A 13041-nucleotide genomic window follows, 5' to 3' on the forward strand; every position below is an offset into this window, starting at 1 on the left:
ACCCGCATTCCTCAGCTTGCCGGCGAACGCACCGCTTCCGTGCTGTCGAGCGCCTGCTGCAGCCTTGTGTCGCGGCCGTATACGTCGTTGAAATATTCGACATTGCCGGACAGGTCCGGCCATGCGGTGAAATAGGCGACATAGACCGGGATCTTGCGTGTCACGTCTTCGGTCGAATGTCCGAGCTTCAGTCTGTCCTCGATGTAGTCGACCGAGGTGCCGAGCACGGCAGCCGCCATACCGCGCGGATCCTGCAAGCGCACGCAGCCATGGCTGAGCGCGCGCATGTCGCGCTGGAAAAACGACTTCTGCGGCGTGTCATGCATGTAGATGGCGTGCTTGTTGGGGAACAATATCTTCAACTCGCCCAGCGCATTGGCCTCGCTCGGCAGCTGGCGCACGCCGTAGGGTATCTTCGCGCCATAGGCGCCCCAATTGACCGAGGAGGAGGGAATGCGCTTACCGCGCGCATTGACCACCTCATAGCCCGCGCGGTCGAGATAGCCCGGATCCCGGCGCAGCCGCGGCAGCATCTCATTGACCAGGATCGACTGCGGCACGCCCCAATAGGGATGGAAGTCGACCTGCTCGATCTGGTCATAGAAGAAAGCAGTCTGGTTGGTGGGCCTGCCGACGACGGCGCGGGTCTTCAGCTTCTCCTCGCCATCGTCGATATAGCTCGCGGTGAAAGCCGGCTGGTTGATGAAGACACGCGGGCTGCCGAGGTCGGAAGGCAGCCAGCGCAACTCTTCGAGCGCGACCCGAACCTTCTGAACCTTGTCGGCCTTGGACGTTCCGGCCAACGATGCAACGGTACGTGGGCCGATGACGCCGTCGCCTTTCATGCCGGCCCGTTTCTGCACCGCCTTGATCACCGGCACCAGCTCCGGATCGTAGACCTCGCTGATGGCGAGCCTCGCCAGGACCTCGCCATAGGCGCCGCCCATCTCGTCATCGAGATTGCGCGCGATCTTTGTCAAAAGCTTCGGCAGTTCAGGGCTGGTCTGCCCCGGCTTCAGCAGCAGATTGGGATCGATGGTGATTTCGTCTTCGGCGCTGGCCTGGAGCGCTTCCAGTTCGACGCGCAGCGCCTGATACTCGGCGTTCTGTGGATGCCGCGATTCGAGGTAGGTGCGAGCTTGCTGGGTATGGGCCAGCGTCTTCAGCACCCCTTCCATGTCGAGCGGCTTCGGCGGAAAATCGTAGTAGCCGGTCATGCGGTTGGGATCGACGCGGCCGCTTTGTGCGTCACGGGCGTAGCGCAGGACGCGTGCCGACAGCGCCATCTCGAAGCGGACCAGCTCTTTCAGGCGTTCATCGGCATCGCCCGCCGATGTGCCTGCTGCCGGAATTTCGACGGTGTAGTCGAAGGGCGTCAGGCCGTAGCTCGCGGCTTCGCCCAGCACCCGCACCGCATCCTGCGCACGGCTGCTGGGACTGGTTCCCGTCACCCAGATGAAATCCGGATTGGCTGAGTAGTAGGCGATCAACGCCTTGGCGATGTCCTTCTCGGCATAGAGGTCATAGCCGTCGAGCCCGGCAATGGCTTCGCGGAATGCAGCCCCGGTGGCCGCCGGCTCGAACGCAGCATCCTGCGGCGTTGCCGGTTCAGGCGCTGCCGACAGTGCCGAAAAATCGACGCGCACCAGCGGATCGCTCTTGTAGGTGTAATAGGACGGGCTGCTGATTTGCGCACCACCACCGCCACCACCGGAAGCGGCCGGCGCCTTGGGCCTCGGCTTGTATTTTGACGGTGGCGGGGGAAAGTTACCTTTCGGCGGTGCGTGTTTGACGCCGCCGCCGAAAAGCATGTCGAAGAACCCTTGTGCTTCAGCCTGCGGCGCGCCGAAGGCCAGCATTGCCGCGGCCACCGCAAACGGCAGCACGGTGGCTTTGTTTTCAAGGAGTTTCATGGATCACCCGCTCCGGTTGAACCCGGATCCCGTTCCGCACCGCTTTCACGGTCTCGCCCACCGCATGGCGGATGTAAGGCGTGACTATACTGATTCATACTGATTTCGTTAAGCTTCCATAAATTTCGGAACGTCTGTTGCAGAACGGTTTCACAACATCGTGACGGGTCAAGCCAATCCGCCTTCGCCCCCGACCAATGGTAGTGCCCGCGAGCCAAGCCTCAAGCGTTGGCGCCGCCGTCGATGGTCAATGCCGCGCCTGTCACGAAGCGCCCTTCGGGGCCGGCAAGCCAGGCGACCATGCCGGCGATCTCGTCGGCCGTGCCGAAGCGAGGCGTCGCCATCTTCTGGCGCTGATGCTCGGCGTGCGGGCCGCCTGCTGGATTCATGTCGGTATCCGTCGACCCCGGATGGACGACATTGGCGGTGATGCCGCGCGGACCGAGATCGCGTGCAAAGGCCTTGGTCAGGCCAACCAAGGCAGCCTTGCTGGCCGAATAGGCGCTCAGGCCGGCATCGGTGGCACGCTCGGCCAGGTTGCTGCCGATCGAGATGATTCGGCCACCCTCGCCCATATGCGCCGCTGCTGCCTTGGCGGCGACGAACGGGGCTCTGAGGTTGACCTCCATTGTCTCATCGAAGTCGGCAAGCGACAGGGCATCGATCGGCGCAGCGCGCCAGATGCCGGCGCTGTTGACGAGGATATCGAGCCGTCCGAAGGCTTTTACCGCCTCATTGACTGCCGCCTCGATCGCGGCAGCATCGCGATTGTCGGCCTTGATGGCGAAGGCCCGGCCGCCGGCCGCCTCGATTGCCCCGACCACCGAACGCGCCCGTTCCTCGCCATTCACATAGGTGATCGCCACGCCCGCGCCGTCGGCCGCGAGCCTTCGTGCGATCGCCGCACCAATGCCGCGGCTGCCGCCGGTGACGAGGGCGGCCTTGCCGTTCAAGCTCCTGGATGACATTTGCTTCTCCATTTTGTAGTGATTGATACATAAATATCTGCCAGCCTTGCTGAACCACGTCAACTGAATTATGTATCGATCAACACAGAAAGCACACCATGCCGGAACGAGGCCGCCCCCGCACCTTCGATCGAACCGCCGCCTTGCGGCGGGCAATGGAAGTGTTTTGGGCCAAGGGTTATGAGGGCGCGTCGATAAGCGACCTGACCGCTGCAATGGGCATCAACTCACCCAGCCTCTACGCAGCCTTTGGCAGCAAGGAAGCGCTGTTCCTCGAGGCGACCGAGCTTTACACGCAGGTGGAAGGCACCGATATCTGGTCTGCGCTGGAAAAGGCGCCGACCGCACGCCAGGCGGTCGAGCGATTCCTGCGCCAGACGGCCAGGGCCTATTCGCAGACCGGCCGTCCGCAAGGCTGCCTTATCGCGCTCGGCGCATTGCACCAGGACTCGAGCCGCGGCGCCATCTGCGATGATCTGCGCCGTCGCCGTGCCGAAAACCGCGAAGCCTTGCTGAGACGCCTCGAGCGTGGCGTGGCCGAGGGGGAGTTGCCGGCCGATTTCGACTGCGGTACGGCCGCGACCTTCTATGCGACCGTACAGCACGGCATGTCGATCCAGGCGCGCGACGGCGCGTCGCGCTCGGCTCTTCTGGCGACGGTGGCCGGGGCGATGGCAGCTTGGATAGCGATGGCCAGCACCGGGGCGGCGTGACGGTCGAAACCGGCTGACAAGAACGATATTCAGGTCACTGCAGAGAAGGCTCCAGCCTGCCGGCAACGAAACCAACGGCACGCTCCACCACACCCTTGTCCGCGAGAATACGGCGGTGGCCGAGCCCGTCGGCCCAGTACAGCCGCACATGGTCGCCGGCACGCGCGTAGAGCCTTGCATGATCGGCGGACACTTCGCGGTCGTCCGGCGCGTGGATCACCAGCGTCGGCAGCGGCGTGCTTGCCAGTTGGCGGTCACCGGTGAATTCGTGCAGCGGCCGGCCGGCGATGCGCTCGACCCGGTCGGCCATGGCGACCTGCGAGCGCGAGCCGACATTCAGCATGCGGCTGAAATCGGCAAAGATCGCAGGAAGCGAGCTCGGCGCAGCGATTAGCACCAGCCGCCCGGCCGTCAACGGCGGGATATTTCTGATTGAACCGGCGACGGCATTGGCGGCGACGGCACCACCAAAGGAATGGCCGGCGATGGCGGCAAATGGGCCGAACCATTCGCCGGCAACCCGTGCTGCATCGACCGCACTGACAAGGGTCAGCCGGCGGCCCTGCGACTGGCCGTGGCCCGGCAAATCGAGCGAGACCACCTTGTAGCCGGCATCGCGATAGGCTTCGATCAATGTGCGCATGTATTCGGTACGCGAACGCCAGCCATGGATGACGAGCACGGTGCCTGCAGCCGCCCTGCCCGGCTCGGGCCGGAATTCATGCACCATGACGCAGCCGGTTCTGGTCTTTAGCCGGTGATGGCGCGCTTCGGTCATGAAATCGGCGGCGCGATCGATTGCGCGGCGCTCACCATGGCTCAAGCTCTTTTCGTGCGGCGTGCGGCAGAACAGCTCGAATGCGGCGCGCCCGGTGAGTCGCGGCGCCACATGCTCGGCCACGCCGAACGTGCCGCGGATGACCTTCAGTCCAAATGATGCCATAGTGGCGATCCATCCATTGGTTCAAGCATGAACATAATAGTTCAAACATGAACATTAAGCAAGACCTGCCCTGGGACAACCCGCGTTTTCGCAACTGGGTTGCGGTGGCGCGCGCCTGCCACGTGGTGGAACGCACCTTGGCGGTGAAGCTGGCGCCGCTCGACCTGAAGCCGGCGCAGCTCGACGTGCTGATGAACCTCTACCGCCATCCCGGCATGTCGCAGCACGACCTCGCTCGCCGCCTGCTGGTCGGCCGCTCCAACATCACCATGCTTTTGCCGCAGCTGGAGACCCGCGGCCTACTGCGCCGCGAGAGCGACGAGAAGGACAAGCGCGTGCTGCGGCTGACGTTGACTGAGGCAGGCGAAGCACTGCTGATGCAGGCCCTGAAGGTCCACATGACGCTGATCGAAAAGGCGATGAGCCAGTCGACGCCGGAACAATGCGACATGATCGGCGAACAGATGCGCAAGATTGCCGAGGTGTTGAAGACCGCCTGACGGCCCAGTGCTTCACCACCAAATTCCCTCACCACCAAATTTCTTCACCACATCGATTTTTTCGCGCGCTCCGGCCATTCCCTGTCGTAGACCTCGCCGTCGATGTTCTTGCGGCTGGTGATTTCCAGGATTTGGCCGGCGGTCGGCAGCGATCTTGGGTCGACATGCCTTGCCGGATTCCACAGTTCCGACCGGTGAATGGCGCGGGCGCACTGGAAATAGACCGCATCGACCTCGACGACCGTCACCGAGCGCGCCGGCTTGCCCTCGACTGCGAACGAGGCGCAGAGCGCGGGATCGGTGGTGATGCGGGCGCGGCCATTGACGCGCAGCGTCGTGCCGGAGCCCGGCACCAGAAACAGAAGCGCGACGCGCGGATCGCGAAGGATGTTCCTCAGCGAATCGGCACGGTTGTTGCCGCGCCGGTCCGGCATCATCAGCGTTTTCGGATCGTGGATGCGGACGAAGCCGGCGAGATCGCCGCGCGGCGAGCAATCCAGCCCTTCAGGCCCGCAGGTTGCGAGCGCAGCAAACGGCGAAGCTTCGATGAAGGCTTCGTATTCGGGAATCAGCTGGTCGAGCTCCTTGACCACCGACGCCTCGCGAGGCAGGCCATAGAGCGCTTCGAGTTGTTCGATGCTGGTGATCACGGACATGTTTTCGTCTCCAAACCTTTGCCGGCGCTACTCCAGACGCATGACATTTTCACGACACGATGCCCGTTTGTCGGTCATCAGGAAACGGGTGTCGAGGGACCGCGAACAAGCGCAAACCGCTTTCGTGCTGACAGAAACGGAGGTCAAAAATGGAGAAACCGCTCGGCCGGCGACGCACCGCCATGGAACTTATTGAAAACATGTTCAATGTTGAAATGCGTTTCCTGCAATCAGGCTCGGAGAGCCTCGATATGCTTGCCAGCGCATTTCATGTCGAGATTGTCGTGCATGAGCCTCGCTCCCTGCCCTATGCCGGTGACTGGAACGGCCTCGACGGCGTTGGCGCCCTTTTCCGCAAGATGCGGGAAATCTGGAGCGACGTGGCGGTGGAGGACCTTCAGGTCGCCCAAAACGATGACATGGTGTTCATGAGCTGCACGCTTTCACTGACATCGCGGGCCAATGGTGCAACCATCAAACAGCCGTTTGCCGAAGTCTTGCGCTTCAAGGATGACCGGCTGATCGAAGGCACGCCGTTTTATCACGACACCAGCGAGATACTGGCGATGCTGCGTTGACCGGAGCGTCCCGCGGGAATCAGTCAACGATCGCGGCTTAGCCCCTTCTCTTCCAGCTCGGCGAGATAGGCGGCCCAGCGTGCATCCTTCTCATGACCCAGCGTATGCAGGTAATTCCAGGTGAAGATGCCGGTGTCGTGGAAATCGTCGAAGGTGATGCGCACGGCATAATTGCCGACCGGCTCGATCTTAAGGATCGCTACATTGCGCTTGCCGGGAACGGTGACGCGCTGTTCGGGCGAATGGCCCTGCACCTCGGCCGACGGCGAGGCAACACGCAGCAGCTCGGCTGGCAATTCGAACGGCTGATGGCCCGGAAAGGTGACGGAAAGCAGCTTGCGGTCCTTCGAGACCCTGAGTTCCTTTGGCGCTGTCATGCTGGTGGATCCTACGGAAGACAGCCTTCCCTACGCCGCTTCGCGTTGAGGGAAAAGGCCGTTTCAGAACTTCCGACATGATCTGTCGGCGTCGGGATGTTACCGCAGATCGCGAGCTTCTATCTTGAATGGCAAGTTGGCTCGCATCACATAGCCATATATAACGAAGCCGTTCACGGCCACGGGAAGCGCATAAGCATGGATATGATCGATCCTTTCGGTCGCACGATCACCTACCTGCGCGTGTCGGTCACCGACCGCTGCGATTTCCGCTGCACCTATTGCATGGCCGAGGACATGACGTTCCTGCCCAAGAAGGACCTGCTGTCGCTGGAAGAGCTCGACCGGCTTTGCACGGTCTTCATCGAAAAGGGCGTGCGCAAGCTCCGCCTTACCGGCGGTGAGCCGCTGGTGCGCAAGAACATCATGCATCTGGTGCGCCAGCTTTCGCGGCATCTCGAGAGCGGTGCGCTGGAAGAGCTGACGCTGACCACCAACGGATCGCAGCTTTCACGCTTTGCCGCCGAGCTCGCCGACTGCGGCGTCAAACGCATCAACGTCTCGCTCGACACCCTCGATGCCGACAAATTCCGCCAGATCACCCGCTGGGGCAATCTGGATAAGGTCATGGACGGCATCGACGCGGCGCAGGCGGCGGGGCTGAAGGTAAAACTCAATGCGGTGGCCTTGAAGGACTTCAATGACGCCGAATTGCCGGAAATGCTGCGCTGGGCGCATGGCCGCGGCATGGATCTGACGGTCATCGAAACAATGCCGATGGGCGAGATCGACGCCGACCGCACCGACCAGTATTTGCCGCTGTCGCTGCTGCGCGCAGCACTCGAGCGCCAGTTCTCGCTGAGCGATATTCCCTATAAGACCGGTGGCCCGGCCCGCTATGTCCACGTCGCCGAGACCGGCGGGCGGCTCGGCTTCATCACGCCGATGACGCATAATTTCTGCGAAAGCTGCAACCGGGTCCGGCTGACCTGCACCGGCACGCTTTACATGTGCCTCGGCCAGGAAGATGCAGCCGACCTGCGCGTACCACTGCGTGCGTCCGAAGGCAACGAGCTGGTCGCCGACGCCATCGACGAAGCAATCGGCCGCAAGCCGAAAGGCCACGACTTCATCATTGATCGCCGCACCAACCGCCCATCGGTGTCGCGGCATATGAGCGTCACCGGCGGCTGATTTGTCACCGATTTCGTGCAAGAATAATCGCCTTGGCATCGGCTTCGAGGCAAGGCTCATGCAGCGGCTTTTTGCAATCCCGACGTTTTTCGGAGTGATGGCGGGGACCATGGCAGTTGCCGCGCCACTCACCTATACGAGCGAGCGCTTCGGTACCGTCTGCACCTTTCCGGATGAGATCTTCACTCTTCGCCAGCCTGAGCCGGACAATGGCGATGGACAACAATGGCTCACGGCTGATGGCGCCAGCCTGATCTGTTCAGGCATCCTCAATATCGATGATGAAACTCCGACAGCCTTCGTCTCCGCCCAGAGGGGCAGCAAGGAACCTGGCTACAAGATTACCTACAGCAAGACCGGCAAGGACTGGGCGGTGCTGTCGGGCATCAAAGGCGAGAACATCTTCTACGAACGCCGCCTGTTCGGAAAAGACGGTGTCATCCGTACGGTCTGGATCGACTATCCGCCAGCCTTGAAATCGAAATACGACCCGCTTATCGGAGCGATCGCCGGCAGCCTCAGGGGACCGTGAGCATCCGGCGACCTCGGAACATATTCGCAACCCGTTGTTTTTGCTAACGAGTCACGGTTGACGCGTGTAGTCGTATCGTACGGCAAGCCATTTCTTGCCGCTGCCATTGGCCTGAAGGAAATGCTGCTCGGCCACTTCGTGATTGTCGCCGTCCCTGGAAATGACGAAATCGGAGGCAGTGAACCGCCCTTCGACCTCGGGCCCGAAGCCGACGAAACCAAGCGGCTCGAAAAGCAGCGAAATCTTGCCGTCCTCCTCGCCACCAAAACTCCAGGCGGGCATGATCCCTGCCGGGAAACGGGTATCCATCGAGACATACTTCCAGCGGCCCTCCACGCGGTCATAGCTCAAATAGGCTATCCGCTGGAAGTCTGGGATTTTCGATCCGGGCGCCGGTCGCATCACCTCCTGCATGAAGGGGCCGATCATCGTACGCTCGGCCACCAGCCCGGTCATCACAATCGGCTGGGCGCCGGGCGTTGGCCAGATCGTGTTGACGACGGACCATTTCCCGACGCGGCGAGCGAGTTCATCCGCTTCGTGACCCGGCGTGGACATCCGTTCGACTGCCGACGCCGAAGCGCCGTTCTCGGCGAAGGCAGGCGCCATCGCCATGAGGATAACCGCCAGTGCAGAAGAGAACCGGGAAGCCGACGAAACGTGCCGCCTGCTGCCTGTGCCAAGCATGTCCGCATTGCCTCGTGCATTCATCATGGACCACCTCCCCAGACAAGATCAGAAGCCTACAATGACCAATTTGGTGAATCTTGCCGAGCAAATTTGATCTCGTCGAAAAATTTTCCTCGAGCCGCAGTGTGATCGATTTGCCCTCCGAACCCATCCTTTGGAACGGCACATTTCGGGATCACACCCAGAAAAGGTCTTGTCCGCAAACGGTTACCGGATTTACCGCAAGCCCGTTCGGGCCTAGCCTCTGCTCTGGAGCGGTTCTTCGCCCAGTGGGGGAATACGATATGCACAAACTCATTCTTTCTGTTGCATTGCTCAGCTTCGCGGCCCTGCCCGCGGCGGCCCAGTCGATCGGCGGCACCTATGCCGTGGCCGGCACCAACTTCGATGGATCGTCCTATGGTGGCGACGCGACGATCACGCTGACCAGCGAGACTACCTGCACGATCCATTGGGAGACAGGCGGCTCGTCCTCGGACGGCATCTGCATGCGCAACGACGATGCCTTCTCCGCCGGCTATGTCATGGGCAAGGCGGTTGGCCTTGTCGTCTACAAGGTGCAGGAAGACGGCTCGCTGCATGGCCTGTGGACGATTGCCGGCAAGGAAGGCAACGGCACCGAGGTGCTGACGCGCAAATAAGCCTGCCGCTCTTGCGAGGTAGATGTCACGGGCCACAGAAAGGCTGTGGCCCAGCCCTTTGACGTTGCTGTTTTGCGGGTGCCTGCTAGACGCATGCTGCAGGACTCACCCGGTAATCGCCTTGCCTCTTTCGCCAAATCTGCGCGGCGCGTTGTTCATGATGGTGGCCATGATTGGCTTCACCCTCAACGATGCAATCACCAAATTCTCGTCGGAATCGATGAACATGGCGCAGGTCATGCTGATCCGCGGCGCCTTCGCTTCGCTTTTCGTTGCCCTGCTTGCGTGGCAACGCGGCGCGCTTGCCCGGCCTGGCTCGATGCTGCAGCCGACAGTTGCGCTGCGCGTCGCCAGCGAGGCCGGCGCCACGGTGTCGTTCCTGGTTGCTCTGGCACATCTTCCGATCGCCAATGTGTCCGCCGTGCTGCAGGCGCTGCCGCTGGCTGTGACGATGGGCGCCGCGCTTGTGTTCAACGAGGGCGTCGGCTGGCGGCGCTGGCTGGCCATTGCCGTCGGTTTTGCCGGCGTGCTGATCATTGTGCGGCCGGGCTTCGAAGGGTTCAGCATGTTTTCTCTGCTGGCACTGGCTAGCGTGGCATGCTGCGCGGTGCGCGACCTCGCCACCAAGCGGATTCCGCAGGCAATTCCGACATTGCTGGTGTCGACCGCCACCGCTCTTGCCATGACCGTTCTGGGCGCAGCATTGCTTTCGCCGATGGGCGGTTGGACGCCGATGACGGGAAAAAGCACGGCATTCCTGGCGCTGGCGGCGGTGCTCGTGCTCATTGGCTACCAGTTCATCATCATGGCGATGCGGGTGGGCGATATCTCCTTCATCGCGCCGTTCCGCTACACCGCCCTGCTCTGGTCGATCCTGCTTGGCTTCACGATCTTCGGCGATGTCCCCGATCTGCCGATGATCGTCGGTGCCACGATCATCATCGCCTCAGGCCTCTATGCGCTCTACCGCGAACGGATCGTCGGCCGGCGAAAGACAGCTGCCGAAAGCGCTGGACCGGACATGGCGCCGGACGGCATATAGGCGCGACCGTTGACGACCGTCTGATTTGAAAACTTGATTTTGGTCATAGGGTCTAGCAGCAAACGATGGGCCGAGATATCGCAGGGATCATTCTGGCCGGCGGCCGGTCGAGCCGGATGGGCGGCGGCGACAAGACGCTGCTTGCGCTTGGCGATGGGACCCTGCTCGACCGTGTCGTTTCGCGCCTTGGCCCGCAGGTCGGCCCGCTGGCGCTCAACGCCAATGGCGATCCGGCACGGTTTGCCGCGACGGGGCTTCCCGTGCTTGCCGACACCGTCAAGGGTTATGCCGGGCCGCTTGCCGGGATCCTGACCGGCCTCGAATGGGCTTCCGACACCACTTGCCAGGCGCTGGTCACGGCTGCAGGCGATACGCCTTTCCTGCCCAAGGATATGGTCGAGCGGCTGCTCGCGGCAGCCTATGCACGCCCGGGCTCGATCGCCGTTGCCTGTTCCGGCGGCAAACGGCATCCGACGTTTGCGCTCTGGCCGCTGGGGCTCGACCAGGCCTTGCGCCAATTTCTCGTCGAGGAAGACAACCGGCGCGTTTCGGCGTTCATCGACCGGCACGGTTTTGTCGAAGTGGATTTTCCCATCCTGAAATCCAGAGGGGCCGAGATCGATCCCTTCTTCAACATCAACACTCCCGACGACCTTGCCCGGGCCGCGCATCTGTTGCAGAGCATCGAGCCATGAACAGACGTATCTTCGGCATCACTGGCTGGAAGAACTCCGGCAAGACGACATTGACCGAAAAGCTGGTCGCCGAACTCGTCCGGCGCAGCTGGAAAGTGTCGACTGTAAAACACGCCCATCATGATTTCGACATCGACAAACCTGGAGCGGATAGCTTTCGCCACCGCCAGGCGGGAGCGATGGAGGTGGCGATCGTGTCGGGCAGGCGCTGGGCGCTGATGCACGAATTGCGTGGCGAGGACGAGCCGACGCTGGAGGCGATCCTGTCACGGCTGGCACCCTCCGACATCGTGCTGGTCGAGGGCTACAAGCGCGAGGCGCACAAGAAAATCGAGACGCGACGGCTCGAGGCCAAGGACCGGACACCGCTCTCGGCAGGCGATCCACACATTATCGCCGTCGCCTCCGACTTTCCCATTGTCGGCGAAGACTTGCCGGTCTTCGATCTCGACGACACGAATTCGATAGCCGACTTCATCGAACGCGCCACCGGCCTGACGCGCTGAGATTGCGGCCGCGGGGAGCCTCCCGCCACTTTCTCTCCATTTAGGCGTTTGACCCAGCGTCACCGTTTTCTGAACATGACCTTCCCTCAAGCGGCGGTTTTGCAGTTGCTTTTTCTTGGGAAAGAATGGGAGTATCGCGCCAGCGGGCGGTCAAAAGCACCGCCCACAGAGCCGTTCGGGAACGACGGCCGGGACCAACAGAGAGGACCATTATGCGTATTGCACTGCGTATCGCGCTCGCCGCATCGGCTGCGCTGCTGACGCTTGGCGTTGCCCAGGCCCAGGAAAAAACCTTGAGGATCGGCACCGAAGGAGCGTATCCGCCATTCAACAACCTCACCGCCGACGGCCAGCTCGTGGGCTTCGATATCGATATCGCCAAGGCACTGTGCGACGAGATGAAGGTGAAGTGCACTTTTGTCGCGCAGGACTGGGACGGCATCATTCCAGCCCTTCAGGCAGGCAAGTTCGACGCCATTGTCGCGTCTATGTCGATCACCCCGGAACGCGCCGAGAAGGTCGACTTCACCCACAAATATTACAATACGCCGCCGGCAATCGCCGCGCCTAAGGACACTGATATCAAGGGTGTCACCAAGGAAGATTTGGCCGGCAAGACGATCGGCGTGCAGGCATCCACCACGCATTTCAACTATTCGACCAAGACTTACACCGACAGCACCGTCAAGCCGTATCCGACCGCGCAGGAATACCAGCTCGATCTGGCCAATGGCCGGCTCGATGCCGCCAATGACGACATCGTCGTGCTGCAGCAATGGCTGGATTCGCCGGACGGCGCCTGCTGCAAGCTGGTCGGCACAATCAAGCCCGTCATCGAAATCCACGGTCCGGGCGCCGGCATTGCCGTGCGCAAAGGCGAGACCGACCTGGTCAACCAGTTCAATGCGGCGATCGACGCGATCCGCGCAAACGGAAAGTACAAGGAAATCAACGACAAATACTTCAAATATGACGTTTACGGCGGCGAGTCCTGATCGACCGACATAGGACAACGTGAACGGCGGGAGATTCCCGCCGTTCTTATAAGGATGCCGCGCACGAGGGGTGATGCGGTACGGGTCTCAACGAGCCT

The 13041-nt window shown here is 61.8% G+C and carries 16 protein-coding genes; 10 read left to right on the forward strand and 6 right to left on the reverse strand.

The window, feature by feature from the left end; translation table 11 throughout:
- Positions 1 to 11 precede the first annotated feature (11 nt).
- Both NKH91_RS03680 and NKH91_RS03685 read right to left on the reverse strand, forming a co-directional pair.
- Positions 12 to 1913 (reverse strand): L,D-transpeptidase family protein, encoded by a 1902-nt coding sequence (locus tag NKH91_RS03680; RefSeq protein WP_352847911.1) that lies wholly within the window; start codon positions 1911 to 1913, stop codon positions 12 to 14.
- Between the two features lie 221 nt (positions 1914 to 2134).
- Entirely contained in the window at positions 2135 to 2881 is a 747-nt protein-coding gene (locus NKH91_RS03685; protein ID WP_352790022.1) for a 3-oxoacyl-ACP reductase family protein, read from the reverse strand.
- A gap of 98 nt (positions 2882 to 2979) precedes the next feature.
- On the opposite strand from NKH91_RS03685, the gene NKH91_RS03690 reads away from it, so the two are divergent.
- Positions 2980 to 3594, forward strand: a complete 615-nt coding sequence (locus tag NKH91_RS03690) for a TetR/AcrR family transcriptional regulator (RefSeq protein ID WP_352847908.1) — start codon at positions 2980 to 2982, stop codon at positions 3592 to 3594.
- A 34-nt stretch (positions 3595 to 3628) separates the two neighbouring features.
- On the opposite strand, the gene NKH91_RS03695 is transcribed toward NKH91_RS03690, so the two are convergent.
- On the reverse strand, positions 3629 to 4537 hold the full coding sequence (locus tag NKH91_RS03695; RefSeq protein WP_352494643.1) for an alpha/beta hydrolase: 909 nt from the start codon (positions 4535 to 4537) through the stop codon (positions 3629 to 3631).
- A 47-nt stretch (positions 4538 to 4584) separates the two neighbouring features.
- On the opposite strand from NKH91_RS03695, the gene NKH91_RS03700 reads away from it, so the two are divergent.
- Positions 4585 to 5037, forward strand: a complete 453-nt coding sequence (locus tag NKH91_RS03700; protein WP_352494642.1) for a MarR family winged helix-turn-helix transcriptional regulator — start codon at positions 4585 to 4587, stop codon at positions 5035 to 5037.
- A gap of 44 nt (positions 5038 to 5081) precedes the next feature.
- On the opposite strand, the gene NKH91_RS03705 is transcribed toward NKH91_RS03700, so the two are convergent.
- Positions 5082 to 5693, reverse strand: coding sequence for a pyridoxamine 5'-phosphate oxidase family protein (locus NKH91_RS03705; RefSeq protein WP_352858493.1), 612 nt, complete (start codon positions 5691 to 5693; stop codon positions 5082 to 5084).
- Positions 5694 to 5842: 149 nt separating this feature from the next.
- Between NKH91_RS03705 and NKH91_RS03710 the strand changes: the two genes are divergently transcribed.
- Positions 5843 to 6271, forward strand: coding sequence for a nuclear transport factor 2 family protein (locus NKH91_RS03710; RefSeq protein WP_352494640.1), 429 nt, complete (start codon positions 5843 to 5845; stop codon positions 6269 to 6271).
- A 23-nt stretch (positions 6272 to 6294) separates the two neighbouring features.
- On the opposite strand, the gene NKH91_RS03715 is transcribed toward NKH91_RS03710, so the two are convergent.
- Positions 6295 to 6648, reverse strand: a complete 354-nt coding sequence (locus tag NKH91_RS03715; protein WP_023717628.1) for a gamma-butyrobetaine hydroxylase family protein — start codon at positions 6646 to 6648, stop codon at positions 6295 to 6297.
- Positions 6649 to 6846: 198 nt separating this feature from the next.
- Between NKH91_RS03715 and moaA the strand changes: the two genes are divergently transcribed.
- Entirely contained in the window at positions 6847 to 7842 is a 996-nt protein-coding gene (moaA, locus tag NKH91_RS03720; protein WP_352494639.1) for a GTP 3',8-cyclase MoaA, read from the forward strand.
- Positions 7843 to 7951: 109 nt separating this feature from the next.
- Positions 7952 to 8374 (forward strand): hypothetical protein, encoded by a 423-nt coding sequence (locus tag NKH91_RS03725; RefSeq protein ID WP_352515825.1) that lies wholly within the window; start codon positions 7952 to 7954, stop codon positions 8372 to 8374.
- A gap of 51 nt (positions 8375 to 8425) precedes the next feature.
- Here NKH91_RS03725 and NKH91_RS03730 read toward each other — a convergent pair whose 3' ends face one another.
- Positions 8426 to 9088: a DUF1579 family protein gene (locus tag NKH91_RS03730; protein ID WP_031193573.1), complete on the reverse strand. Its 663-nt coding sequence runs from the start codon at positions 9086 to 9088 to the stop codon at positions 8426 to 8428.
- 260 nt (positions 9089 to 9348) lie between these two features.
- Between NKH91_RS03730 and NKH91_RS03735 the strand changes: the two genes are divergently transcribed.
- The 5 genes from NKH91_RS03735 (at position 9349) to NKH91_RS03755 (ending at position 12943) form a co-directional block, all read left to right on the forward strand.
- Positions 9349 to 9705 (forward strand): hypothetical protein, encoded by a 357-nt coding sequence (locus NKH91_RS03735; RefSeq protein ID WP_023717633.1) that lies wholly within the window; start codon positions 9349 to 9351, stop codon positions 9703 to 9705.
- A 121-nt stretch (positions 9706 to 9826) separates the two neighbouring features.
- Entirely contained in the window at positions 9827 to 10747 is a 921-nt protein-coding gene (locus NKH91_RS03740) for a DMT family transporter (RefSeq protein ID WP_023717634.1), read from the forward strand.
- 65 nt (positions 10748 to 10812) lie between these two features.
- Entirely contained in the window at positions 10813 to 11442 is a 630-nt protein-coding gene (gene mobA / locus NKH91_RS03745; protein WP_352482600.1) for a molybdenum cofactor guanylyltransferase MobA, read from the forward strand.
- Positions 11439 to 11948 carry a molybdopterin-guanine dinucleotide biosynthesis protein B gene (gene mobB, locus NKH91_RS03750; protein ID WP_023717636.1) on the forward strand — a complete coding sequence of 170 codons (510 nt, stop codon included), beginning with the start codon at positions 11439 to 11441 and terminating at the stop codon, positions 11946 to 11948. The genes mobA and mobB overlap by 4 nt, the downstream gene beginning before the upstream one ends.
- 212 nt (positions 11949 to 12160) lie before the next feature.
- Positions 12161 to 12943, forward strand: coding sequence for an ABC transporter substrate-binding protein (locus NKH91_RS03755; RefSeq protein WP_023717637.1), 783 nt, complete (start codon positions 12161 to 12163; stop codon positions 12941 to 12943).
- Positions 12944 to 13041: the final 98 nt, after the last annotated feature.

Origin of the sequence: Mesorhizobium sp. M0894 (assembly GCF_040319725.1) — a bacterium.
GTDB lineage: Bacteria > Pseudomonadota > Alphaproteobacteria > Rhizobiales > Rhizobiaceae > Mesorhizobium.